We start from the raw sequence: 24,804 nt of genomic DNA on the forward strand, positions 1-24,804 counted from the left end.
CTAGAGGGACGGTTTGCCTTCGGAGTAGAGCCAGGCGTTGGCCCAGGCGTCCAGGTTCTTGTGCGAGACGCGCTCGGCGAAGCGGACGAAGTCCTTCGTCGAGGCGTTGCCGTAGCGGTACGCGGACGGCCACGCCTTCAGCAGGCGGTAGAACGCCTTGTCACCGATCTTCGTGCGGAGGACGTGGACGGCCATCGCGCCGCGGTCGTAGACGAGCCCGTCGAAGATGTGGTCGCGGCCCGGGTCGGCGACCTTGCCCTTCCACAGGCCGTCGCTCGCCGGGGTCGCGTAGGTGTCGTCGAAGACCTTCTGGACGGTGTCGCCGCCGTGCGCCGCGCCGTACAGCCACTCGGAGTACGTCGCGAAGCCCTCGTTCAGCCAGATGTCCGCCCACTTCGCCGGGGACACCGCGTCCCCGAACCACTGGTGGCCCAGCTCGTGCGCGAGCAGGCCGGCGCTCGGGATGCTGCCCGGCCGGCGGCCGAGGTCGTACACGGGACGGCCCTGCGTCTCCAGCGCGTAGCCGACACCGGCCTTGACCACGATGCCGCCCGTGGACGTGAACGGGTAGCGCCCGTACAGGCCCGCCTCGAAGTCGGTCACCTCGGCGGTCTGGTCAAGGAACTTCTTCGCGTCCTCCGGCTTGATCGCCATGGCCCGGTCGGTGGCGGTCAGGTTCGGCACGCCCGCCTTCGTCCGCCCGGTGAGGACGTCGTACCTGCCGATCGCGATCATCGCGAGCTCGCTGGCCATCGGGTTGCGGACGTCCCAGCGGGTGGTCGTCCAGGCGCCCTTGGTCCACCTGCCGCGCAGGTCGCCGTTGGCGAGCGTGGTGAGGTCCTTGGGCGCGGACAGCGTGTAGGTGTACGTCGCCTTGTCGGTCGGGTGGTCGTTGACCGGGTAGACGGTCGCGGCGCCGAACGGCTGGTTGAGCATCACCGCGCCGTCGGGCGTCGGCACCCAGCCGGACGTGCCCAGCGCGTCGTCGTTGATCGTCTGCGGGACGCCGGAGTACGCCACGGTCACCGTGAAGCGCCGGTTCTTCCGCAGCCCCTCGCGCGGGGTGATGACGAGTTCCTGGGCGCCGGTCCGCGTGAAGGACGCCTTGCGCCCGTCCACCGTCAGCGACGAGATCTTCAGCGGGCCGAGGAAGTCCAGGTCGAACCGGGACAGGTTCTGCGTGGCCCGCGCCTCGACCTTGGTGACGGCCTGGATCGACTTCGTCCCGGGGTCGTACTTCAGGCCGATGTCGTAGTGGGCGACGTCGTACCCGCCGTTGCCCATGTCCGGAAAGTAGGGATCGCCCGCGCCGGGCGCGCCGGGCGTGAATCGCGCGGCGGCGCCGGCGGGCGCCGCGGTCACCGCGAGGCTCGCCGCGATGCCCAGCGTCACGGCGGCCAGCGCTCTGGGGGTTCTGCTCATCGACCTCGTCCTCGGAACCTTGGTAAGCCGTCACAAGCGTGATCAAGACTTTCTTGTGATCCGGGCCCGCACAAGCGCGTTTTGGTCTCGAATTCGCTGGCAGGGGGTGGTTTTCGTGGCCGGATCCGGCATCCGGTCACCATCTCCGCGGTTTGGTCCTCGAATAGAGCCACGTCTGGAACAGCCCGGTGAGCCTCTTTCCGGACACCCGCTCGGCGAGCGCGATGAACTGCGGCGTCGTGGCGGTGGCGTGGCGATGCTCGGCCGCCCAGGTCCGGAGGATCGTGAAGAACGCCCTGTCGCCCACACGGTCACGGAGCGCCTGCAGGCACATCGCGCCCCGCACGTACACGGAGTAGCCGAACAGCTTCCCGGCACCCGGCGCGCCCGGCGGGGGGCTGAAGATCGGTGAGCTCGCGGGCTGCGCGCGGTAGCGCTTGAAGATCCTTCCGGCGGAGTCCCGGCCGGTGCGTTCCCGCCAGAGCCACTCGGCGTAGGTCGCGAAGCCCTCGTTCAGCCAGATGTCCTGCCAGCGCGTCAGGCCGACGCTGTCCCCGAACCACTGGTGCGCCAGCTCGTGGACGACGAAGTCGTCGTCCGGCGCGAACCCGCCGTAGAGGGGACGTTCCTGCGTCTCCAGGGCGTAGTTGAGCTTCGGATCGTCCACGATCCCGCCGGCCGTCGCGAACGGATACGGGCCGAACAGCGGCGCGGCCCACTCCAGCACCTTGACCGTGGTGCTCTCCAGTTCCTTCGCCGACGAACCGAACGCGGGGTCGACGGCCGTGATGACGCGGGTTCCGCCCGCCTGCGTCCGTCGCATATGGAACTTGCCGATGGCGACCGTGGCCAGGTAGCTCGCCATCGGCGCGCCCTCGGACCACTCGTAGGTGGCCGTCGTCCTGCCGTGCCGGACTGGCCCCGGCGTTCCGTTCGCGACGGCTTGCAGGCCCTTCGGGACGGTGACGTGGAACGCGTACGTGGCCTTGTCGCGCGGATGGTCGTTCACCGGCAGCCACGTGGACGCCCCGTCCGGCTCGGCGGCGACGACCGCGCCGTCCTTGCTCGGAATCCACCCGTAGGTGCCGAACGCCTTGCTCCGGAGCGGCTTCGGCCTGCCCGCGTAGCGGACGGTGACGGCGAACACGCGGCCGGCGGGGATCGGCTCCGCCGGCGTGACGACGAGTTCCCGGCCGTCGCGGCGATACCGCGCCGACCGTCCGTCGACCGAGACTCCGCCGACCTCAGGACCGCGGAAGTCGAGGTCGAACGTGGACAGATCCTGCGTCGCGGTCGCGGTGACCGTCACCGTCGCGTCGACCGTGCCCGTCCTGGCGCCGGCATAGGCCATCGTGACGTCGTAGTGGGCGGCGTCATAGCCGCCGTTCCCCGCGTCACGGAAGTAGGAGTCGCCCAGGCCCGCCGCGCCCGGGGAGGGTGCGCCGCAGGCGCCCGTCGGCGGCGCCGGGTGTGCGGCGGGCGGCAAGGGCTGTGGACAAGGTGCGGCCGCCCGCCGCTCCGCCGTGGTGCCCGGCACCGTGGTCGCGGACGCCGTGCCGGCCGACCCGATGAGGATCGCGACGGTCATGGCCGCGGTCGTTCCCCGAGATGGCCCGTTCACCAGCCCGATGGTGGCGCCGCGGACGGCCCGGCGGCGCACCGGCGGGCCGGATTTTCCCCAGCCCTTGCCGGAGCTTCACCCGGGGCCGACCGGATCACCCCGTCACTTGGCCGGACGTCCCGTCTGGTACAGCCAGTCGTCGAAGAACGCGTCGAGCTTCTTCCCCGACACCCGGTTCGCCGTCTCGATGAACTGCTTCGTCGTCCCGCTGGAGTGCCGGTGCTCCTTCGTCCAGGTCTGCAGGATCTTGTAGAAGGTGTCCTCGCCGACCCGGCCGCGGAGCGCGACGAGCGTCATCCCGCCCCGGTCGTACACCGAACGGCCGAACATCTGCTTGCGGCCCGGGTTGCCGGGCGGGACGTCCCACAGCTCCCGCCCGCCGAGGCCGTTGTACGCCTCGTCGAAGTGCTCCTGCACCGACTGGCCGCCGGTCTTCTCGTCCCACAGCCACTCGGCGTAGGTCGCGAAGCCCTCGTTCAGCCAGATGTCCTGCCAGCGCGTCAGGCTCACGCTGTCGCCGAACCACTGGTGCGCCAGCTCGTGCGCGACGATGGTCGGCTGCAGCCCGAACGCCCCGTACACCGGCCGCGTCTGCGTCTCCAGCGCGAAGCCGACGTCGGCGTCGTCGATCAGCCCGCCGGTGGAGGAGAACGGGTACGGGCCGAACAGCTTCGACCACTCCTCGATGATCTGCCCGTTCAGCTGGTGGAACCGGTCGACGGGCACGCCCTGGGTCGAGGAGTCCACCGCGGTGATGTTCGGGATGCCGCTCGGCGTCTTGCCCGTCCGCACCTCGAACCGGCCGACGTCGACCGTCGCGAGGTAGGTGGCCATCGGGTCCTTGACGTGCCACTTCGAGGTCGTCACGGCGCGCTTCTGCGCGACCGGCACGACCCCGGGACCGCCCGTCGGGCCGGTGCTCGGGGCGCCGCTCGGCGGCCCGCCCGGGCTCGGGAGATCGGTGGGCGGCCCGCCCGGCAGGGTGGGCACACCGCCGCCCGAGCTCGCCGGGGGCGTGTCCGGCTCGCCGTTGGCGATCGCCGTCAGGCCCTGCGGCACCGTGATCTCGAAGTCGAAGGTGGCCTTGTCGCTCGGGTGGTCGTTGCTCGGGAACCAGGTGTGCGCGCCGCTCGGCTGGCACGCCACGAACACGCCGTCGGACGTGCGGATCCAGCCGTACCGGCCGAGCACCGGATCCGACACCGGCCGCGGCGTCCCCGAGTACGCGATCACCGTGGTGAACGTCCGGCCCTTCTCCAGGGGCTTGGCCGGCGTCACCTCCAGCTCGCTTCCGCCGCGCTGCTGCCGCGCGGGCGCGCCGTCGACCTTGATGGACGACACGTCCAGCCCGGTCAGGTCGAGGTTGAAGCGGGCGAGCCGCTCGGTCGCCCTCGCCGTGATCGTCGCGGTGCCGTCCAGCTGCTTCGCGCCGTCCGGGGTGATGGTGAGCTTGAGCCCGTAGTGCTGGACGTCGTAGCCGCCGTTGCCGTCGCCCGGGACGTATCCGTCGCCCGCGGTCGTCGGACCCGCGGGCCCGTTGACCGCCGGGCCCTTCGGAGAGCCGGACGCGCCCGGATCGTCGTCGAACGGGGTCTGACATGAGGCGGTCAGCGACCCCGCGACGGCGAGGGCGGCCAGCCCCGGGACACCGCGGAACGCGGCGCCGCGAAGGGACCGCGAGCCGCTACGGCGGGGGCTGGGGGAGTTTCCGGCCATATGCACGTCGTCCAGCCTGCCCGGGCGGAGCCCCGCCCGGCAACTCGGATGGCCGAAGGGACGAAGTCATACGGGCGCGGCTCAGCGGCGGACGTAGGGGTTGGACTGGTAGGGGTCGGCCCTGACGACGACGGTGTGCGCCACCTTGCAGTGCAGCGCCTGCTTGCGCGGGTCCCAGAGGATCCACAGGATGTCGACCAGCCCGATGCAGCCGCAGATACCGCCGAGCACGCTGTAGAACGCGGAGCGTCCCGCCGCCTGGCCTGTGGTGATGGCCTGGCCGTCCTCCGCCCGGACGACGCGGATCCGCAGCAGCATCTTGCCGAGCGTCTGCCCCCGTCTGGCGTGCATCAGCCAGTAGTAGAAGAACGCCAGCACGACGCTGATCGCATTCGTCCCGACCTGCGCGCCGTTGTACATCGACTCGCCGGGCTCCGGGTTGAACACGCGGTCCCAGTTGACGAACGGGATCGAGATCAGGCCCGTCACCACGGCGACGAGGATGATGTCGACGATGCCGGCGCCCAGCCGCGCCCAGCGGCTCGCGAGCTCGCCCGAGGGATGGGCGGGGCCGCCCATCCCGTAGCCGGGGGCGTTGCCGTACTGCTGCTGGGCCCCGTATCCGGGGTACTGCTGCCCATAAGGCTGCTGACCGCCGTATCCCTGCTGCGCCCCGTACCCCTGCTGACCTCCGTACCCTTGCTGACCTCCATACGGCTGCTCACCGTACGGCGGCTGGCCACCGTAGGGCTGCTGTTGCTCGCCGTACGGTTGCTGTTGCCCATAGGGCCGTTCACCTTGCGGCGGCTGTCCGCCACCGTACGGGGGGCCGCCGTAGGGGCCCGGCCGATCGGGCTGCTCCTGCCCGTACGGCGGCTGCTGCCGCCCATAGGGCCGGTTCTCGTCCGGCTCTCCCCCGGATGCGGGGTCGTTCGGCGGTTGCGTCATGCCGTCAGCGTCGCCGCGTCACCGCCGCCCAAACATCGCCGCGTCCGGGAGCAGCCGGAATGTTTACCCGTGGATGATCAGCGGTTGCCGGGACGCGCGGTCAGGGCCGGGCGTACGGGTTCGGTGTCCACGGCGTCGCCTTCACCACGACCGTCCCGGCGACCTTGTCGTGCAGGGCCTGGCGCCGCTCGTCCCACAGGATCCAGGCGTTGTCGAGCAGGCCGACGAGCCCGAGGATTCCCGCGACGGGGGAGAGGAGGTTCAGCGCGCCCGTCGCGATGCCGATGGCGTAGACGAACGCCTGCCGGCCGAGGGCCTGCCGCCAGCTCACCGCCGAGAGGTCCGCGGCCTTCACCAGCCGGATTCCGCACGCCTTCTTGCCGAGCGTCTGGCCCCACCTGGCGTGCAGGACGGTGAAGTACACGAAGCCCAGCAGGAACACGATCGCGTACCCGGCGAGCAGCCGCGGGATGTTGTAGAGGTCCAGCGGGTTCGTGATCGGCTCGCCGGACTCGATGGAGTCCTGCATCTTGTCCCAGCGGATGGAGAGGAGCACGGCCGGAGTGGCCGCGATGCTGAGCACGAAGCTGTCCAGAATGCCCGCACCGAGGCGCGCGAGCCGTCCGGCGAGCATGTCCTGCGGGCCGCCGGCGCCGGGATGCGGGACGCCCGGAGGGCCGTAGCCGGAGATCGGCGGCGCCTGGGGCAGCGGCATACCCGGCCCGCCGTGCCCGGCCACGGGAGGCGCCTGGCCGGACGGGCCGCCGTACGTGCCCTGGTACGGCGGCGGACGCTCGGGTGACGCGGGCGCCTCGGCGGCGGGAGGCTCGGGGAGCCGGGAGTCGGGGGCCTTCCAGGCGTCGTCGTCCGAGGGCGGGGGATTCTGCGGCGGTTCGCTCATGCCCCCACAGTGTGCCGCGTAACGGGCGCACACGGTCACCCGGTGAATGTCCGGCCCCGGACGCGGCCGCGTCCGGGGCCGTAACCCCGGGGCCCGGACGGCGTCACAGGTTGCCGCGGCGCTCCTGCTCCCGCTCGATCGCCTCGAACAGCGCCTTGAAGTTGCCCTTGCCGAAGCCGAGCGAGCCGTGCCGCTCGATCAGCTCGAAGAACACCGTCGGACGGTCCTGGACGGGCTTGGTGAAGATCTGCAGCAGGTAGCCGTCCTCGTCCCGGTCGACCAGGATCCGGCGCTTCTGCAGCTCCTCGATCGGCACCCGCACCCGGCCGATGCGCTCTCGCAGCTCCGGGTCCTCGTAATAGGAGTCGGGGCTCTCCAGGAACTCCACGCCGGCGGCCCGCATCCTGTCGACCGTCGCCAGGATGTCGTTCGTGGCCAGAGCGATGTGCTGCACGCCCGGGCCGCCGTAGAACTCCAGGTACTCGTCGATCTGCGACTTGCGCCTGCTCTCCGCCGGCTCGTTCAGCGGGAACTTCACCTTCCGGGTGCCGTCCGCCACGACCTTCGACATCAGCGCCGAGTACTCGGTCGCGATGTCGTCGCCGACGAACTCCGCCATGTCGGTGAAGCCCATCACCCGGTGGTAGAAGCCGGCCCATTCGTCCATGCGCTCGACGTTGCCCACGCAGTGGTCGATCGCCTGGAAGAACCGCTTCTCCGGCGGCTCCACGATCGGGTCGGCGGGCGCGAACCCCGGCAGGTAGGGGCCCGTGTAGTTGGAGCGGTCGACCAGCGAGTGCCGGGTCTCGCCGTAGGTGGCGATCGCGGCGACGGTCACCTTGCCGAAGTCGTCCTCCAGGACGCGCGGCTCCTCCAGGCCCGTGGCACCCTTCGCGACCGCGTGCCGGTAGGCGTGCTCGACATCGGGGACCTCGATCGCGAGGTCGACGACGCCGTCGCCGTGCTCGGCGATGTGCCGGCCGATCCCGGTGCCCGCCTTCACCGGGCCGCGGAACGCGAACCGGGCGCCGCCCGACTCCAGCACGTGCACCGCCTCGTCGGGGCTGCCGTTCTCCGGGCCCCGGTAGGCGACCCTGCGCATCCCGAACGCGGTCGAGTAGTAGTGGGCGGCCTGCTTGGCGTTGCCGACGGCGAAGACGACGGCGTCCATACCCTTGACCGGAAACTCATCCATGCCACCTAATCTCGACATGCGCCTACAAGGTGCGCAAGAGTGGCTTGAAACGCTGGACAATATGTCCGGTGAAGCGCGGTCCGGACCGGTCGCTCTGTACATGGTGACCACGACCACGGGAGGGCGCCATGCCGATCGACGAGCTGGACGGCCGGCTGATCGAGCTGTTCACCACCGAGCCCCGCGTCGGCGTCCTGGAGGCGTCCCGGCGGCTCGGGGTCGCGCGCGGCACCGTCCAGGCGCGGCTCGACCGGATGGTCCGCGACGGCGTCATCGCGGGCCACGGCCCGGAGATCGACCCGGCGGCGCTCGGCTACGGGGTGACCGCGTTCGTCACCCTCCAGCTGCGGCAGGCGGGCGGGCACGACCCCGTCGCGGCGCGGCTCGCCCAGGTGCCCGAGGTGATCGAGGCCCACACCATCACCGGCCCCGGCGACATGCTGTGCCGCATCGTCGCCCGCAGCAACACCGACCTCCAGCGCGTCATCGACGTGATCGTGGACGTCGCCGGCGTCGAGCGCGCCTCCTCGGTGATCTCCCTCGCCACCCAGATCCCGTACCGCACCCTCCCGCTGCTCAGGGCCGTCGCGCGTGCGTCCCGCGAAGGAACGGGCGGTGGAAAGGGAACGGCCGGGAAAACGAGCGGTCCGCCGTCCCGGTGAGGGGCGGCGGACCGGACGTTCTCCCGGCCGGGGGTGATCGCCGTCCCGGGACGGCGGTCGATCGCGGCGGTGTCGCTACGCGGCGCCGTAGGGGGTGGCGTCGATGATCTCCACGGTCATGGAGCGGCCGTTGGGGAGGGTGTAGGTGGCCTTGTCGCCGACCTTCTTGCCGTCGATGGCGGCGCCGAGCGGCGACTTCGGCGAGTAGACGTCTATGGGGGCGCCGACCTCCTCGCGGGACGCGAGCAGGAAGGTGACCTCCTCGTCGTCGCCCTCGAACGAGACCGTGACGGTCATGCCGGGGCCGACGACGCCCTCGGTGCGCGGCGCCTCGCCGACGCGCGCGTTCTCCAGGATGCCCTGGAGCTGGAGGATGCGGCCCTCGATCTTGCCCTGCTCCTCCTTGGCCGCGTGGTAGCCGCCGTTCTCGCGCAGGTCGCCCTCCTCCCGCGCCGCCTCGATCTTCTGAGCGATCTCGATGCGGCCCGGGCCCGACAGGTGGTCCAGCTCAGACTTGAGCCGGTCGTACGCCTCCTGGGTCAGCCAGGTGACGTTGTCAGCGCGGGTCTCGGTCACGGGTACTCCTCATCCACATGTTGCGATCCTCGCCCGCCTCCGCGGGCGGGCGTCACATCGACATGAAGTGCGGCCGGGTGAAACCTCTAGCCTATCCGGTGTGTGCGGGTAAAGGTTCCCTGAACTCGGCGTCCGCAATCCGCCAATCGTGTCTCGGCACTCACCCGGTGTATCGGGCTCCCGGCGGGCCTCCGGTGTCAGATCTCCGGGTCAGACCTTGCGGCAGTCGCGGATCCTCGCGCCGGTGGCCCGCCGCGGCGTCTGCAGCGTCTCGGTGCCCTTCACGCCGGACGTCCCGGCCGGTACGGAGACCTCCTTCTGCGCGAGCACGGCGAGGTCGGTGTCGTAGGCGTCGACCGTGCAGCGCACCTCGTCGTCCTTCCCCTTGGCCACCGAATAGTTGATCTCTACCGAGGTGTCGGTGATCTGGTAGGTCACCGTCTGCGGGACGATGCCCGGAGTCTGCCCCGTGTGGGCGGCGAGGATGCCGAAGCCGGCCGCCATCACCGCGGTGAGGGCGCCGATCACCACCAGCCCGAGCCGGCCCCGCCGGGGCTCGGCGGGCGCCGCTGCTTTCGACACGCTCGTCGTCATGGCGGGGAATCTCCGTGCGGGGTGCGGACGTTGTCAGGGACAATTCATTCTCGTCTGTGATGACGCGTGCCTCGAACCGGGGGCCGCTCAAGAGTCCGGAGAGGGAGAACCCCCAGTGTCCGAGGTCATCGACGGTACGACGCTCGACCGGCCGTGCGGCGGTGACGAGCCGCTCCGCCTCATGGCGGTGCACGCGCACCCCGACGACGAGTCCAGCAAGGGTGCGGCCACGATGGCGCGCTACGTCGCCGACGGTGTCGAGGTCCTCGTCGTCACCTGCACGGGCGGCGAACGCGGCGACATCCTGAACCCCGCGATGGACCGCCCGGAGGTCAAGGCCGACATCGGCAAGGTCCGCGAGGCCGAGATGGCGCGGGCCCGCGAGATCCTCGGCGTCTCCCAGCGCTGGCTCGGTTTCGTCGACTCCGGCTTCCCCGAGGGCGACCCGCTGCCGCCGCTCCCCGAGGGCTGCTTCGCGCTGGAGCCGCTGGAGAGCGCGGCCGAACCGCTGGTCCGCGCCGTCCGCGACTTCCGCCCGCACGTGATGCTCACCTACGACGAGAAGGGCGGCTACCCCCACCCCGACCACGTGAAGTGCCACGAGGTGTCGGTGGAGGCGTTCGAGGCCGCCGGCGACCCCGAGCGCTACCCGGGAATGGGCGAGCCGTGGCAGCCGCTCAAGCTCTACTACCACATGACCTTCAGCAAGGACCGCATCCTCGCCCTGCACAACGCCATGGAGGAGGCCGGCCTGGAGTCGCCCTACGGCGACTGGATGAAGCGCTTCGAGGACGAGACCGACAAGGCCGCGAAGTGGGACGTGACCACCCGCGTCCCCTGCGCCGACCACTTCGAGACCAGGGACCGCGCCCTCCTCGCGCACGCCACCCAGATCGACCCCAACGGGTTCTGGTTCGTCGTCCCGCTGGACCTCCAGCGTGAGGCATGGCCGACCGAGGACTACCATTTGGCCAGGTCCCTGGTCGACACGGAGCTGCCGGAGGACGACCTGTTCGCCGGCATCCGGGAGAAGGTGTGTCTGTGATGGCTCCCGTCTACGCCATGCCGCTGAACAACGACACGGTCAGCCCTGGCGTGCTCGGCTTCGTGGTCTTCCTCCTCCTGGCGGCCGCCACGTTCTTCCTGATCCGCTCGATGGGCAAGCAGATGAAGAAGATCGAGGCGCCCCGCGAGGAGGACCTGAGGCAGCAGGAGTGGGAGCGCGCGGAGGCGGAGAAGGCGGCGCGGGCCGGCACGGCGGCGAAGACCCGGTCCGACGACGAGGCCTAACGGCCCTGCCCGTCCGGGCCGGTTGGAGGCGGCCGGGTCCGGGGAGGACCCTCGACGTGCGCGCGAACTTCGAGGACGCCTACCGGGACCTCCCGCCGCCGGCGGCCAGGCTCCTCAGGCTGCTGTCCCTGCAGCCGGGCGACGACATCGACCCCTCGGCCGCCGCCGCACTCGCGGACGTGCCGGAGCCCGAGGCCCGCGGACTGCTGGAGACGCTCGCCGAACGGGAACTGCTCACCGCCGACGGCCGCTTCGGCCTCCCGGGGCTCGTCCGCGCCTATGCGCGGGAACGAGCCGAACGTGAGGACTCCCAGGCGGACCGGGACGCCGCCATGCGCCGTGTCCTCGACCACTACCTCGCCGCCACGGTCACCGGGGAGGGGGACCTGGAGGCCGAGGGCCTGGCCCTGCTGGAACGGGAACGCTGGACGGAGGCCGCCGAGACGCTGGAGGAGGGCCTGCGCCACGCCGAACGCGACGGCGACCTCCGCACCGTCCTGCTGGCCCGCCACAACCTCGCCCGCGCCCTGACCACGGCGGGCGCCCTCGACCGGGCCATCGAGCTGCTCGGCCCGCTGCCGGACGAGTTCGCCGCCCTGCCCGAGCCCGACGACGGCAACCGCGCACGCGCGCTGGCGAGCCTCGGCGAGGCGTACCTGCGCGCGCACCGCCCCGTCGCGGCCATCAACTTCTTCGGTCAGGCGCTGGAGATCCTCCGCAAGCAGGACGCCGTCGACGAGCAGGCCGCCATGTTCGTCCACATCGCCGACGCCGCCCGCCAGCGCGGCGACCACGCCGCCGAACGAGCCGCCCTGGACCGCGCTGTGTCTCTCCAGGGGGGCGACCCCCTGGAACCCCCGTAACGGGCCGTGCGACCTCCGGGCGTGACCGCCCTCCGGCCACCCGGCCCGTGACGCTTCTGCGGCCTGTTCACGCCTTTCGGTGGTCCCAGCTGACGATTCGGTCGGGTTCCATGACGACCAGGACGCGTTTGGCGATGGCCTGTTCGATGCCCTCGGCGATGACCGGGTCGATCGGCTCGCCCAGCTTCGGGACGGGCAGGCCCGCCATGCGGGAGCCGACGACCATGCCGACCTTGCTGCGCGGCTCCGGGTCCTCGATGACGAGGCCCCGCCCGTACAGGGCGACGCCGCGCAGCTCGTTGTACTCGACGCCGTCCTCGACGAGGCAGGTCATGGTCGGGTTCCGGCGCAGGTTCAGCACCTTCTGCGACGCCTTGTACGTGGTGAAGGCGATCTTGCCCTCGTACAGCGTGTAGAACATCGTCACCAGGTGCGGCTCGCCGTCCTTGCCGACGGTGGCGACCTGCACCTTGAAGTTCTCCGCGAGGTAGGCCGCGGCCTCCTCGGGCGTCATCTTGATCTTCTCGCGCTTGCTCCCGGCCAAGGGGCCCTCCCTCTGCTCGCCTGTACCGTGCACACGATAACCAAGCGCTTGCATGCCCTTTCGCCCGGCACCATGGGGGGATGTCCGTGCGCGATCTGATCGTCCTCGGCTCCGCCAGCGCGGTGCCCACCAAGTCCCGCAACCACAACGGTTACCTGCTGCGCTGGGACGGCCACGGCGTCCTGTTCGACCCGGGCGAGGGGACGCAGCGGCAGATGGCGCACGCGGGCGTCTCGGCGAACGACGTGACCTGGATCTGCGTGACGCACTTCCACGGCGACCACTGCCTCGGCGTGCCGGGCATCGTCCAGCGCATCGCCCGCGACGGGGTCGAGCACCCGGTCGACGCGGTGTTCCCGGCGAGCGGCAGGCCGTACTGGGAGCGGCTGCGGCACGCGGCCGCCTTCCGGGACACCGACGTGATCCGCGAGCGTCCCGTGTCCGGCGAGCGGATGCCGCTGGACACCGGCGACGCCCCGTTCACCCTGGTCGCGCGGCGGCTCTCCCATCCGGTCGAGGCATACGGGTACCGGCTCGCGGAACCGGACGGCGTCACGATGCTGCCCGCGGAGCTCGCGGCGAGGGGCGTCAGGGGGCCGCTGATCCGACGCCTCCAGGAAGAAGGGCGGGTCACCACGCCCGAGGGGCGCGTGGTCACGCTGGACGAGTGCAGCGTGGCGCGTCCGGGGCAGAAGGTCGCGTTCGTCATGGACACCCGGCTCTGCGACGGCGTCCGGGACCTCGCGGACGGCGTGGACATGCTCGTCATCGAGTCGACGTTCCTGCACGAAGACATCGCCTTGGCCACCGAGTACGGCCACCTCACCGCCGCCCAGGCCGGGACGGTGGCAGCGGAGGCGGGCGTCCGGCACCTCGTCCTGACGCACTTCTCAGAGCGGTACCGGATCGAGGACGAGCACCGCTTCGTGGACGAGGCGTCCGCCGTGTTCGGCGGGGACGTGACCCTGGTCCACGACCTCGACCGGATCTTGATGCCGCCGCGCCGTCTGACCGGACGAGAACGTGGGCAGGACTCCATGCATGGCTGACGAAGTCGATGTCGTGGTGATCGGTCTCGGGCCCGGGGGAGAGGACGCCGCGGGACGGCTCGCGGAGGCCGGCGTCTCGGTCGTCGCCGTGGAGTCCCGGCTGGTCGGCGGGGAATGCCCGTACTACGCGTGCGTCCCCACCAAGATGATGGTGCGCGCCGCGGGGCTGCTCGCCGAGGCCGCCCGCGTCCCCGGGATGGCGGGGGAGGCGTCCGCCCGTCCCGACTGGACGCCGGTCGCCGCCCGGATCCGCGACGAGGCGACCGACTCGTGGGACGACAAGGTCGCCGCCGACCGGCTCACCGGCAAGGGCGCGAGGCTCGTGCGCGGCCAGGGCCGCATCACCGCACCGAACGAGGTCTCGGTGGACGGTCAGGTCTTCCGCGCCCGCCGGGGCATCCTGCTCAACACCGGCACGTCGCCCACGGCCCCGCCCATCGACGGCCTCGCCGACACCCCGTTCTGGACGAACCGCGACGCCGTCATGGCGACCAGGGCGCCCGAATCGCTCCTCGTCCTCGGCGGGGGCGTCGTCGGGGTGGAGATGGCGCAGGTCTTCTCCCGCTTCGACGGCCGCGTCACCGTCGTGGAGGCCGCCGACCGCCTCCTCCTCAACGAGGAACCCGAGTCCAGCGACCTGCTGCGCGCCGTCTTCGAACGCGAGGGCATCGGCGTCCGCACCGGTGTGAACGTCACCCGCGTCACCCACGACGGCGACGAGTTCACGATGCACCTCGGCGACGAAACGCTCACCGCCGAACGTCTCCTTGTCGCGACCGGCCGCCGCCCCAACCTGAAGGATCTCGGGCTGGGGAAGGTCGGCCTTGACGAGACCGCCCGCCAGATCCCCGTGGACGGCCACATGCGGGCGGCCGACGGCGTGTGGGCGATCGGCGACATCACCGGCATGGGCGCGTTCACACACGTCTCGATGTACCAGGCGGCCATCGCCGTCCGCGACATCCTCGGCGAGGAGGGCTCACCGGCCGTCTACCGCGCCGTCCCCCGCGTCACCTTCACCGACCCGGAGGTCGCCTCCGTCGGCCTCACCGAAGCACAGGCCCGCGACCAGAACCTTCCCGTTCGGACCGCCGTGGCGCCGATCCCCGAGTCGACCCGCGGCTGGATTCATAAAGCGGGCAACGACGGCTTCGTCAAGCTCGTCGAGAACATCGAATGGGGCACCCTGGCCGGAGCCACCGTCGTCGGCCCCTCCGGCGGTGAGATCCTCGGCTTCCTCTCCGTCGCCGTCCACACCGAGGCCCCGACCGCCGCCCTCCGAGAAATGATCTACGCCTACCCCACCTTCCACCGCACCATAGAAACCGCGCTCGCCGACCTCGCCGGGTAGGCGGTGGGGGAGTGAGGCGGCGGCCGGATCGGGCAGGATCGGGGGCATGAACCGGCTCAAGGACGCGACAAGCCCGTACCTGCTGCAGCACGCCGGCAATCCGGTGGACTGGTGGGAGTGGAGCGACGGGGCGTTCGCCGAGGCGCGGCGGCGGGATGTCCCGGTCCTCCTTTCCGTCGGATACGCCGCCTGTCATTGGTGTCATGTCATGGCGCACGAGTCGTTCGAGGACGGCGAGACGGCGCAGGTCATGAACGAGTTGTTCGTGAACATCAAGGTGGATCGGGAAGAGCGGCCGGACATCGATGCCGTCTACATGGAGGCGACCCAGGCCATGACCGGCCAGGGCGGGTGGCCGATGACGGTGTTCATGACGCCGGAGGGGCATCCGTTCTACTGCGGGACGTATTTTCCGCGGGCACAGTTCAGGGCGCTTTTGCAGGCCGTCCACAAGGCGTGGACGGAGCAACGGGACGATGTCGTCGGGCAAGGGCAGCAGGTCGTCGCGGCGCTGAGTTCTCGTGGGTCCGGTCTGGCCGGTGGCGAGGTGCCCGGTGAGGGCGTCCTCGTGCATGCCGTGAAGGTGCTGGCCGGTTCGTACGACCCGGTGCGCGGTGGGTTCGGGACGGCGCCCAAGTTTCCGCCGTCCATGGCGCTGGAGTTCCTGCTGCGGCATCACGCGCGGACGAGGGACGAAGAGTCGCTCGCGATGGCGTCGCACACCCTGGAGGCGATGGCCCGGGGCGGCATGTACGACCAGATCGGCGGCGGGTTCGCGCGGTACTCGGTGGACGCGCAGTGGGTCGTCCCGCATTTCGAGAAGATGCTCTACGACAACGCGCTGCTGGCGCGGGTCTACGCGCACCTGTGGCGGCTGACGGGGACGCCGCTCGCGCGGCGGGTGGCGTTGGAGACGTGCGACTGGATGCTGCGCGACCTGCGGACCGATGACGGCGGGCTCGCGTCGGCCTTGGACGCCGACAGTGAGGGTGTCGAGGGCAAGTACTACGTGTGGACCCCCGAGCAGTTGCGTGAGGTTCTCGGAGACGACGCCGCGTTCGCCGAGAGCCTGTTCGAAGTGACGGGGACGTTCGAGCGTGGGGCGTCCGTTCTGCAGCTTCTGAGCGACCCCGACGATGTCGAGCGGTACGAGCGGGTGCGGACGGCGTTGCTGTCGGCGCGTGCGCACAGGATTCCGCCGGCACGGGACGGCAAGGTGGTGGCGGCGTGGAACGGGCTCGCCATCGCGGCACTGGCCGAGTGCGGCGCCCTGTTCGACCGGCCGGATCTCGTCCGGGCCGCCGAGGAGGTCGCGCGGCTGCTGGTGGACGTCCATCTGCACGACGGGCGGCTGGTGCGGACGTCCAAGGACGGGACGGCGGGCGCGAACGCGGGTGTCCTGGAGGACTACGCCGACGTGGCCGACGGGCTGATCGCCCTGCACGCGGTGACCGGCGACCCCCGTCACGTGCGGCTGGCCGGAGAGCTGCTCAACACCGTCCTGGAACGGTTCGGGGACGGCCAGGGCGGCTTCTTCGACACGGCCGACGACGCGGAGCGGCTGTTCCGGCGGCCGCAGGACCCGACCGACAACGCGACGCCGTCGGGCCAGTTCGCGGCGGCGGGCGCGCTGCTGTCCTTCGCCGCGCTGACCGGCTCGGACCGGCACCGGCAGGCCGCGGCGGAGGCGCTCGCCCCGGCAGGCACGCTCGCCGGCAAGCACGCCCGGTTCGCGGGCTGGGGCCTCGCGGTGGCGGAGGCGGCCGCGACGGGGCCGGTGGAGATCGCGGTGATCGGCGATCCGGACGACGAGCGCACCCGGGCGCTGCACCGGACGGCCCTCATGACGGTCGCGCCGGGTGCGGTGGTGAGCACCGGCCCGCCGGACGCGGCGGGCGTCCCGCTGCTGGAGGGGCGCGGTCTGGTGGACGAGGCGCCGGCCGCGTACGTGTGCCGCGGGTTCGTCTGCCGGCTGCCGGTCACGACCCAGGCCGACCTGGCGCGCGAACTACGTGGGCAATTGGATTGAAGGTCCACTTTGTGGCAACGTGACCTTGATCTCATGCGAGCTTGCTGTTACTACTGAGTAGCTGGGACGGGCGTGACCTGATGGGGCAAGGCGGACGAGGGTGCCCGATGGCGCACCGGGTATCTGGACGGTGGCCGGACATCTGAGTCATAGTCGTGTCCGGGCACGGTCAAGAGCCGGTGCAGGGGCGACCTTCGAGGGAGTGTGGCAGTGGGAAAGCCGAACCGCCGGGCCCTGCCGACGATCATCGGCGTTTCGGTGCTGACCACGCTCGCCGCCAACGTCGCCGTCCTCGTCGCGCACGACGACGACCCGGCCGCGGCCACGCGTCCCAGTGAGCAGCGAGCCCGGTACGTGGCCGCGTCCGGCAGCACCAGCCTGTCGCCCACGGCGGTCGCGCCGCTCGGCAAGCGGCTCACTCCGCATGTCCTCGTGGCCGCGCCGTCCACGCTTCCGGCGGACGTCGTCCAGAGAATCCGCGGTGCCAAGGGCGTGAAGGGCGTCGAGGTCGTGGACGCCGTCCAGGGCATGGTCGCCGGCAAGCGGGTCGGGCTGTTGGGCGTCGACCCGTCCACGTTCCGCAACTACACGCCGAAGCCGACCGCCAAGTCGGACGCGCTCTGGCGCAATGTGGCCTCGGGCGACGTCGCGATCTCGTTCACGATGGGCAGCGACGGCGGCGTGAAGCTCGGCAGCCAGGTGCCCGTCGGCGGCAGGCAGCACCAGTCGCAGCTGCGCGTCGGCGCGTACGCGACGATGGGCATCAGCGACGTCGACGCCGTCGTCTCGCACACCACCGCGCAGGCCCTGGGGATGCCGACCGGCAACGCGATGCTGATCAGCGTCCCGAAGACCGAGCCGAAGGCGTTCATCAAGAAGCTCCGCAAGGTGCTGCCGAAGCAGGCCAAGGCGGTCGCGGTGAACCCGGAGATCGACTTCCCGGCGTCCGGGGACGTGCCGGCGTCCAACGGCCAGGTCATGACGGCCAGGCAGGTCCGGACGGTCATCCAGGCGGCCTACACGCGGCTCGGCTGGCCGTACGTGTGGGGCGGCGAGTCCGAGGCGGAGGGCGGCTACGACTGCTCCGGCCTGATGCAGTACGCGTTCGCGAAGGCGGGCATCCGGCTGCCGCGCGTCGCCGCCGACCAGGCCCGCGCCGGCTGGGTCGTGCCGTACGGCCAGGCCCAGCCGGGCGACATGCTCATCTGGGCCAACGACCCGACGGCCCCCGGCTACATCTCGCACATCGCCCTCTACCTGGGCAAGGGCAAGATGCTGGCCGCCCCGCGGACGGGCACCGTGGTGCAGGTCCAGAACGTCTACACGCGCAACATGCGCGGCGCGGTCCGGGTCAGCCCGAAGATGGCGGCCAAGGTCGCCGGCGCCATCGGCCGCTGAGTCACAGCGGGCAGCCGCGGCCGAGGAACTCCAGGTTGTGGTCGACGAGGGCCGGGATGTCCTCCGTGGTGGCGCGACCGTCGATCCACTGGTACATCGCCGCCTGCATGACGCCCAGGACCGCCCATGTGAACGCCTCCACGTCCGCGTCGCCGGACGGCCGGCCCGTCCGGGCGCCGACGACCTCGCTCAGCATGGCGTGCGTGCCTTCGCGCAGTGATTCGAACGTGCGGGCGCGCAGGGCGGGCACCTGCGCGGTGAGCCGCAGCCGGATGTTGACGACGTCCAGGTCGGTCTCGTACATCAGCGGGAGCATCTCGCGGAGCGTCTTGCGGAGCGCCTCGATCGGGGTCAGCTCCGGCGGCTGGTCGCGGAAGATCTCCGCCATGATCGGGTCGTACTCGTCGGTGACGACCACGTCCTCCTTGGTGGGGAAGTAGCGGAAGAAGGTGCTCGGCGAGATCTCCGCCGCCGCCGCGATCTGCTCCACCGTCGTCTCGTCGTAGCCCTGCTCGGTGAAGAGCCGGAGGGCGTGGTCCTGGATCGCCCTCCGGGTCCGCAGCTTCTTGCGCTCCCGCAGCGGCAGCCGGGAGAGCCGGTCCTCCAGCCGGTCGATGGCGTGCTCAGGGGACGACGTGCTCATGGTCCGATTCTCGGGCATCGGCGGCGGTGACCGCATCCTCCCGGGCCCGTCCGGGCTGGAAGAGCAACAGGAGCAGGGCCACCGCGACGGCGGCGGCCGCGCACGCGGCGAAGACGGCGTCCATGCCGTGGACGTAGGCGTCGCGGGCGGAGGCGAGCAGCCCGCCGTCGCCCAGCCGGCCGGCGACGGCGACGGCGCCGCCGATGGAGTCGTGCGCCGCGTCGGCCGCCTCGTGGGGCAGCCCGCCGGTGGACACGCGGTCCCGGTAGAGCGCGGACAGCAGGCTGCCGAGGCCCGCGACGCCCAGCGTCCCGCCCGTCTGGCGGAGCGTCTGGACGAGGCCCGAGCCGCGTCCCGCCTGCGCGGGCGGGAGGGCGGCGAGCACCGCGTCCATCGCCGGGACCATGGTCAGGCCGCAGCCGAGGCCGAGGACGAGCAGCCACAGGACGGTGGTGGAGTAGCCGTCGCCCAGCTCGGTGAACGCGCCCCATCCGAAGCCCGCCGCGAGCACGAGCAGACCCGTGACGAGGATGGGCTTGTGGCCGGAGCGGGGTGCGATCCGGTCGGTGACGATGCCGCCGGCGAGCAGGCCGAGGAGCATCGGGATCAGCCGCAGCCCGGTGCCGAAGACGTCGTTGCCCTGGACCGCCTCCAGGTACTGGGGCAGGACGAACAGGACCCCGGCCATCATCAGGTTCGCGGTGATGGCGGCGACCATCGCCCACACGAATCCGGGGTCGCGGAACAGTCCCATGTCCATCATCGGTTCGGCGGCGCGCCGCTCCCAGAGGACGAACCCGGCCAGCAGGACGGCTGCGAGCGCGAAGGCCACCAGCACGACGGCTTCGCCCCAGCCCCGGACCGGAGCCTCGATGACCCCGTACACGAGCGCGACGATGCCGGCCATCGACAGCAGGGCGCCGAACCCGTCGACCCGGGGCGCGGACGGGTCCTTCGTCTCCGGCAGCAGCAGGGCCACCGCGACGCCGCCGACGACCACGACCGGCACGTTGACCAGGAAGATCGAGCCCCACCGGAAGTTCTCCAGCAGCCAGCCGCCGAGCAGCGGGCCGAGCGGCAGGCCGAGCGCCATCGAGGACGACCAGACCGCGACGGCGCGGGTGCGCTCCTCCGGCGGGAAGATCGCGGGGAGCATCGACATCGACAGCGGGGTCACGATCGCCGCGCCGAGCCCCATGAACATGCGGGCCGCGATGACGCCGCCGGAGCCGTCCGCGAACGCCCCGGCGAGGGAGGCGATCCCGAACACCGCGAGGCCGGCCAGCAGCAGCCACTTGCGCCCGAACCGGTCGCCGAGCAGCCCGGCGGGCAGCAGCAGCGCGCCGAAGACGAGCAGGTAGGAGTCGACGATCCACTGCAGTGAGCTGGTGCTCGCGTGCAGCTCCTCCGACAGCGTGGTCAGCGCCACGTTGAGGATCGTCATGTCGAACCCGAGCGCCAGCATGCTCAGCGCCAGCGCGCCCAGCCCGAACCAGCGCCGGGCGTATCCCACGCTCATGACAGGCACCTCCAATTGAGTCTCTCTCTGAAATGAGAGTAACTCTCAAAAGATGGTGATTGTCAATCGAGAGAGAGGGTGGTGTTGGACCCTGATGCGTTGTAATTTTGATTACATGAATACGAGCGAAGCGGCGGAACAACTGCGCGGCTGGTTCTCGGGGCGGCTGCCGGAGGACTGGTTCGAGGGAGCGCCCGAGGTCGTCCTCGACCGCGAGGAGGTCAGTGTCGTCGGCCGGCTGCCCGTCCCGGCGGCCGCCGAGCAGGTGTCGGACGCCGAGCGCGCCGGCGTGATCGCCGGGCACGTCCAGCGCTTCCGCGACGAGACCCGCGACCGGCGCATCGGCATCGCCCGCGAGGCCGAGCAGCGCTTCGGCCACAAGGTCTCGTGGGGCGTCGAATGCGGCGGCGAACGGGAGATGTTCACCACCCTGTCCGTGCCGGTCATGACGCGGCTGCGGCAGCCCGAGCGGCGCGTCCTGGACACGCTCGTGGAGGCCGGGGTCGCCCGCAGCCGCAGCGACGCGCTCGCCTGGTGCGTCCGGCTCGTCGGCAAGAACACCGACGAGTGGCTGGCCGAGCTGCGCACCGCCCTGGAGCACGTGGAACGTGCCCGCGCCGCCGGGCCCCGGGCCTGACGGGCCAGAGCAGGCCATTCGCCCCGCACGGGCCGCGCGCGCGTTAGCCTGGCATCACGGGGGCGGTGGGAGAAGTGTCGCCGTCGGGCCATAATTGAGCGTCTTTCCCGCCAGGGTCGGTCGCTCGAAGGGAAGCCCACATGGGGGTTCGGCGTACGGGAGAGCCGCGCACCAGGTGGTCGCGCGGCGCACGGCGTGACGGTGTGCGCCGCCGCCCCGCCGAGGGCGGGCGGCTGATCTCCGCCCTCCGCCGCAGCGGCCCGTACGCGGCCGTCCGCGACGTCGTCTACCGGATGTACGAGCGCCGGGTCGAGGCGGACCTGCCGACCGACATCACCCCCCGGCACGTCGGCGTCATCCTGGACGGGAACCGGCGCTGGGCCAGGTCGATGGGGCTGGCCGACGTCAACACCGGGCACCAGCGCGGCGCCCAGAAGATCTCCGAGCTGCTGCAGTGGAGTGCGGAGGCCGGCGTCGAGCACGTGACGCTCTGGCTCCTGTCCACCGACAACCTGAACCGGCCGGCCGCCGAGCTGGCACCGCTGCTGGAGATCATCGAGAACACGGTCCGCAAGCTCGCCGCCGACGGCTGGCACGTGAAGCCCGTCGGCGCCCTCGACCTGCTGCCCGATAAGACCGCTCGCGTCCTTAAAGATGCGGGTGAGGCCACATCCGACGCACCCGGCCTGATTGTGAACGTCGCGGTTGGGTATGGAGGTAGGCGTGAGATCGCTGATGCGGTGCGCTCACTGCTCATCGAGCAGGCGAGCCGGGGCACCAGCATCGAGGAACTCGCCGAGATCCTCGACGTGGAGCACATCGCGGAGCATCTCTACACGCGCGGCCAGCCGGACCCGGACCTGGTCATCCGCACCTCGGGGGAGCAGCGTCTCTCCGGCTTCATGCTCTGGCAGAGCGCCCACTCGGAGTTCTACTTCTGCGAGGTCCACTGGCCGGACTTCCGCAAGGTGGACTTCCTCCGGGCCATGCGCTCGTATGCCGCGCGGCATCGGCGCTACGGTACCTGACCGTCCTCTGCTGACCACCGCCATCGCGGCGGACCGGCGCGCCACCGGCAGTTCCCCCATTCTCAGGGAGATCGAGTGGCCACACCGGATCGGCGCACGTACGTCCTCGACACCAGCGTCCTGCTCGCCGACCCGGGGGCGATGACCCGGTTCGCCGAGCACGAGGTCGTACTCCCCGTCGTCGTCATCTCCGAACTGGAGGCCAAGCGCCACCACCCCGAGCTCGGCTACTTCGCCCGGCAGGCCCTGCGCACCCTGGACGACCTGCGCGTGCGGCACGGCCGGCTGGACGAGCCCGTGGCGGTCGAGGGGCCGCTCGGCGACCAGGGCGGCACGCTCCGCGTCGAGCTGAACCACTCCGATCCGAGCGTCCTGCCGGACGGGTTCCGGCTCGGCGACAACGACACCCGGATCCTCTCGGTGGCCGCGTGGCTCGCGGACGAGGGACGCGACGTGGTCCTGGTCTCCAAGGACCTGCCGATGCGGGTGAAGGCGTCCGCGGTCGGCCTCGCCGCCGAGGAGTACCGCGCGGAGCTGGCGGTCGTGGAGTCCGGCTGGACCGGCATGCGGGAGCTGGAGGTGCCCGGCGGGGTCCTGGAGGAGCTGTACGACGAGGGGACCGCCGACCTGGAGGAGGCGCGGGACCTGCCGTGCCACACGGGCCTGCGGCTGCTGTCGGAGCGCGGTTCGGCCCTCGGCCGCGTCCAGCCGGACAAGTCGGTCAAGCTCGTGCGGGGCGACCGTGAGCTGTTCGGGCTGCGCGGCCGGTCCGCGGAGCAGCGGATCGCGATCGACCTGCTGATGGACGAGGACGTCGGCATCGTCTCGCTCGGCGGGCGGGCCGGCACCGGCAAGTCGGCGCTCGCCCTCTGCGCGGGCCTGGAGGCCGTGCTGGAGCGGCGCCAGCACCGCAAGGTCCTGGTGTTCCGTCCCCTGTACGCGGTCGGTGGCCAGGAGCTCGGCTACCTGCCCGGGTCGGAGAACGAGAAGATGTCGCCGTGGGCCCAGGCGGTCTACGACACCCTGTCGGCGGTGACCACACCGGAGGTCATCGACGAGGTCGTGGACCGTGACATGTTGGAGGTCCTGCCGCTGACGCACATCCGCGGGCGGTCGCTGCACGACGCCTTCGTGATCGTGGACGAGGCGCAGTCGCTGGAGCGCGGCGTGCTGCTGACGGTCCTGTCGCGGATCGGCGCGGGGTCGCGGGTCGTGCTGACCCATGACGTGGCGCAGCGCGACAACCTGCGGGTCGGCCGCCACGACGGCGTCGCCGCGGTGGTGGAGCGGCTGAAGGGCCACCCGCTGTTCGCGCACGTGACGCTGACCAGGTCGGAGCGGTCCCCGATCGCCGCCCTGGTGACGGACATGCTCGGCGACGTCGGGGTGTGATTTCCGGCAGGCGACGACCCCGGGGCCCGGGAAGGGGCACCGGGGTCTTCGCGTCTGAGAACGTCCCTGAATTTCCTACGGAGGGTGATCGTTAAACCCCGTAACGTAGAGTTGTGATGAAGGTCACAATTAAGGCCCGAGCGGTGGAGATGTGCAGGTCTGGTGGCGGTTTCGGGGCTGCTCCGGGTGGGTTGACAACCGTCCCACGCGCCGCATTCGTCTCGTTTCGGTTGCGAAGCAGCCCGTCACCTCGGGCATTGTGTCTCCCCGTAAGCACCCCCCGAGCGGTGCCAGGTCGGCGCGCGACCCCCCAGAACACGCGCGACGGGCACGGCGCCGCCCCGGGTCCGGGGCCGCCTGATCTCCTGACGGCCGGCCGGGCCGGGGTGGACAACAGTTCGTGCGCGTGCCCATGCGCGTGCGACCGTCGGAAGGACCGCCTTGTACGGAGACCGTCCCGGGTCCCCTAGGCGAGACGAACGACAGAGCTTCGACCCCCGGATCCCGGTGGCGGCATCGGCCCCCGCCCCGGCCTACGCCGCTGCCCCGGAAGCCGCCCCGGCGCCGCACGAGGACGATGTGCGGGTCGCCGGCACCGACCGCACCCAGGTCGGCGCGCCCGCCGGTGACACGCTCGGGATCCAGGCCGTCCAGGAGCCGCTCCGCACCGGAGTGTCCACGGACGACCCCCATGACGAGATCGCGTCGAACACGCCGCGCGCGGCCGGCCGGCGCTCCCGCTCCGGCAAGCGCAACGGCCTGCGGATCGCCGCGGTCGCGGCCGGCGCCGCCGTGGTGCTCGGCGGTGGCGCGGTCGCCGCGCTTGCGCTGACCGGCGGTTCCGGCGACGAGGGCGCCAAGACCGTCACGCCGACCAAGCAGCTGGCGGAGGCCGCTCCGAAGGTCGACCCGAAGGTGCTGGAGCAGCAGCGCAAGAAGCTGGCGCTCGAACGCGCCACCCGGGCGACGCGCGCGGACGAGGGCAAGGCCCCGTCCCTGCGCCCCAAGGGCAAGCCGATCCCCACCAAGAAGCCCGAGGACGACAAGGGCGGCAACGGTGGCAGCGGACCGGTCGGCGACCCGGTCCCGGCCGGCGAGGCGCAGACGATCGCCAAGAAGCTGATGCCGAGCTACGGCTTCACCGGCAGCGGCGAGTTCGGCTGCCTGGTCAACCTGTGGAACAAGGAAAGCCACTGGAACACCCACGCGGCGAACCCCTCGGGCGCGTACGGGATCCCGCAGGCGCTGCCCGGTTCCAAGATGGCCAGCGCCGGTCCCGACTGGCAGAACAACGCCACCACCCAGATCAAGTGGGGGCTCGGCTACATCGACAACCGCTACGGGACCCCCTGTAAGGCCTGGTCGCACTCGGAGTCCGTCGGCTGGTACTGACCCTCGGGCGGGCGAGCCCCAGGCGCCAGAGAGG

Annotated in this window: 23 protein-coding genes; 12 read left to right on the top strand and 11 right to left on the bottom strand. The window is 71.4% G+C overall.

Annotated elements, in window-relative coordinates:
* The 6 genes from ACQPXG_RS09385 to hppD all read right to left on the bottom strand — a co-directional run bounded on the left by ACQPXG_RS09385 (position 1) and on the right by hppD (position 7,803).
* On the bottom strand, positions 1–1,422 hold the full coding sequence (locus tag ACQPXG_RS09385) for a M1 family metallopeptidase (RefSeq protein WP_433467233.1): 1,422 nt from the start codon (positions 1,420–1,422) through the stop codon (positions 1–3).
* Positions 1,423–1,558: 136 nt separating this feature from the next.
* Complete coding sequence (locus tag ACQPXG_RS09390; protein WP_433467234.1) at positions 1,559–3,010, bottom strand: M1 family metallopeptidase; 1,452 nt, start codon at positions 3,008–3,010, stop codon at positions 1,559–1,561.
* A gap of 135 nt (positions 3,011–3,145) precedes the next feature.
* The gene (locus ACQPXG_RS09395) at positions 3,146–4,759 is read right to left on the bottom strand and encodes a M1 family aminopeptidase (protein WP_433467235.1); all 1,614 of its coding nucleotides are present in this window, start codon (positions 4,757–4,759) and stop codon (positions 3,146–3,148) included.
* An 81-nt stretch (positions 4,760–4,840) separates the two neighbouring features.
* Positions 4,841–5,707: an RDD family protein gene (locus tag ACQPXG_RS09400; RefSeq protein ID WP_433467236.1), complete on the bottom strand. Its 867-nt coding sequence runs from the start codon at positions 5,705–5,707 to the stop codon at positions 4,841–4,843.
* Positions 5,708–5,807: 100 nt separating this feature from the next.
* Positions 5,808–6,608, bottom strand: coding sequence for an RDD family protein (locus tag ACQPXG_RS09405; protein ID WP_433467237.1), 801 nt, complete (start codon positions 6,606–6,608; stop codon positions 5,808–5,810).
* A 103-nt stretch (positions 6,609–6,711) separates the two neighbouring features.
* Complete coding sequence (gene hppD, locus ACQPXG_RS09410; RefSeq protein ID WP_433467238.1) at positions 6,712–7,803, bottom strand: 4-hydroxyphenylpyruvate dioxygenase; 1,092 nt, start codon at positions 7,801–7,803, stop codon at positions 6,712–6,714.
* 128 nt (positions 7,804–7,931) lie between these two features.
* On the opposite strand from hppD, the gene ACQPXG_RS09415 reads away from it, so the two are divergent.
* On the top strand, positions 7,932–8,465 hold the full coding sequence (locus tag ACQPXG_RS09415; RefSeq protein ID WP_433467239.1) for an Lrp/AsnC family transcriptional regulator: 534 nt from the start codon (positions 7,932–7,934) through the stop codon (positions 8,463–8,465).
* 75 nt (positions 8,466–8,540) lie between these two features.
* Here the strand turns inward: ACQPXG_RS09415 and greA are convergent, their stop codons facing one another.
* Positions 8,541–9,041: a transcription elongation factor GreA gene (greA, locus tag ACQPXG_RS09420; RefSeq protein ID WP_433467240.1), complete on the bottom strand. Its 501-nt coding sequence runs from the start codon at positions 9,039–9,041 to the stop codon at positions 8,541–8,543.
* Positions 9,042–9,251: 210 nt separating this feature from the next.
* The gene (locus ACQPXG_RS09425; protein WP_433467241.1) at positions 9,252–9,635 is read right to left on the bottom strand and encodes a DUF4307 domain-containing protein; all 384 of its coding nucleotides are present in this window, start codon (positions 9,633–9,635) and stop codon (positions 9,252–9,254) included.
* 181 nt (positions 9,636–9,816) lie between these two features.
* On the opposite strand from ACQPXG_RS09425, the gene mca reads away from it, so the two are divergent.
* Genes mca through ACQPXG_RS09440 form a run of 3 tightly spaced genes read left to right on the top strand, consistent with a single transcriptional unit; the run spans position 9,817 to position 11,788 of the window.
* A complete protein-coding gene (gene mca, locus ACQPXG_RS09430) occupies positions 9,817–10,680 on the top strand; it encodes a mycothiol conjugate amidase Mca (RefSeq protein ID WP_433469931.1) in 864 nt (287 codons plus the stop codon).
* Positions 10,680–10,925, top strand: a complete 246-nt coding sequence (locus ACQPXG_RS09435; RefSeq protein ID WP_433467242.1) for a hypothetical protein — start codon at positions 10,680–10,682, stop codon at positions 10,923–10,925. The genes mca and ACQPXG_RS09435 overlap by 1 nt, the downstream gene beginning before the upstream one ends.
* Before the next feature lie 56 nt (positions 10,926–10,981).
* Positions 10,982–11,788: a hypothetical protein gene (locus ACQPXG_RS09440; protein WP_433467243.1), complete on the top strand. Its 807-nt coding sequence runs from the start codon at positions 10,982–10,984 to the stop codon at positions 11,786–11,788.
* A 67-nt stretch (positions 11,789–11,855) separates the two neighbouring features.
* On the opposite strand, the gene ACQPXG_RS09445 is transcribed toward ACQPXG_RS09440, so the two are convergent.
* Positions 11,856–12,332, bottom strand: coding sequence for a pyridoxamine 5'-phosphate oxidase family protein (locus ACQPXG_RS09445; RefSeq protein WP_433467244.1), 477 nt, complete (start codon positions 12,330–12,332; stop codon positions 11,856–11,858).
* 80 nt (positions 12,333–12,412) lie between these two features.
* Between ACQPXG_RS09445 and ACQPXG_RS09450 the strand changes: the two genes are divergently transcribed.
* From ACQPXG_RS09450 to ACQPXG_RS09465, 4 genes are all read left to right on the top strand, one after another.
* Entirely contained in the window at positions 12,413–13,381 is a 969-nt protein-coding gene (locus tag ACQPXG_RS09450) for a ribonuclease Z (RefSeq protein WP_433467245.1), read from the top strand.
* Positions 13,374–14,732, top strand: coding sequence for a dihydrolipoyl dehydrogenase family protein (locus tag ACQPXG_RS09455; RefSeq protein ID WP_433467246.1), 1,359 nt, complete (start codon positions 13,374–13,376; stop codon positions 14,730–14,732). The genes ACQPXG_RS09450 and ACQPXG_RS09455 overlap by 8 nt, the downstream gene beginning before the upstream one ends.
* A gap of 46 nt (positions 14,733–14,778) precedes the next feature.
* Positions 14,779–16,761 carry a thioredoxin domain-containing protein gene (locus tag ACQPXG_RS09460; RefSeq protein WP_433467247.1) on the top strand — a complete coding sequence of 661 codons (1,983 nt, stop codon included), beginning with the start codon at positions 14,779–14,781 and terminating at the stop codon, positions 16,759–16,761.
* A 210-nt stretch (positions 16,762–16,971) separates the two neighbouring features.
* Positions 16,972–18,159 (top strand): C40 family peptidase, encoded by a 1,188-nt coding sequence (locus ACQPXG_RS09465; RefSeq protein WP_433467248.1) that lies wholly within the window; start codon positions 16,972–16,974, stop codon positions 18,157–18,159.
* Between the two features lies 1 nt (position 18,160).
* On the opposite strand, the gene ACQPXG_RS09470 is transcribed toward ACQPXG_RS09465, so the two are convergent.
* Positions 18,161–18,802 (bottom strand): TetR family transcriptional regulator, encoded by a 642-nt coding sequence (locus tag ACQPXG_RS09470; protein WP_433467249.1) that lies wholly within the window; start codon positions 18,800–18,802, stop codon positions 18,161–18,163.
* Positions 18,783–20,321 carry an MFS transporter gene (locus ACQPXG_RS09475; RefSeq protein ID WP_433467250.1) on the bottom strand — a complete coding sequence of 513 codons (1,539 nt, stop codon included), beginning with the start codon at positions 20,319–20,321 and terminating at the stop codon, positions 18,783–18,785. The genes ACQPXG_RS09470 and ACQPXG_RS09475 overlap by 20 nt, the downstream gene beginning before the upstream one ends.
* Positions 20,322–20,436: 115 nt before the next feature.
* Here ACQPXG_RS09475 and ACQPXG_RS09480 point away from each other — a divergent pair, with 115 nt between their 5' ends.
* From ACQPXG_RS09480 to ACQPXG_RS09495, 4 genes are all read left to right on the top strand, one after another.
* Entirely contained in the window at positions 20,437–20,958 is a 522-nt protein-coding gene (locus tag ACQPXG_RS09480; RefSeq protein WP_433467251.1) for a hypothetical protein, read from the top strand.
* 140 nt (positions 20,959–21,098) lie between these two features.
* Complete coding sequence (locus tag ACQPXG_RS09485) at positions 21,099–21,986, top strand: isoprenyl transferase (RefSeq protein WP_433467252.1); 888 nt, start codon at positions 21,099–21,101, stop codon at positions 21,984–21,986.
* 75 nt (positions 21,987–22,061) lie between these two features.
* The gene (locus tag ACQPXG_RS09490) at positions 22,062–23,378 is read left to right on the top strand and encodes a PhoH family protein (RefSeq protein WP_433467253.1); all 1,317 of its coding nucleotides are present in this window, start codon (positions 22,062–22,064) and stop codon (positions 23,376–23,378) included.
* Between the two features lie 507 nt (positions 23,379–23,885).
* Positions 23,886–24,770 carry a lytic transglycosylase domain-containing protein gene (locus ACQPXG_RS09495; protein ID WP_433467254.1) on the top strand — a complete coding sequence of 295 codons (885 nt, stop codon included), beginning with the start codon at positions 23,886–23,888 and terminating at the stop codon, positions 24,768–24,770.
* Positions 24,771–24,804 lie beyond the last annotated feature (34 nt).

Origin of the sequence: Spirillospora sp. CA-128828 (assembly GCF_050945415.1) — a bacterium.
Lineage (GTDB): Bacteria > Actinomycetota > Actinomycetes > Streptosporangiales > Streptosporangiaceae > Spirillospora.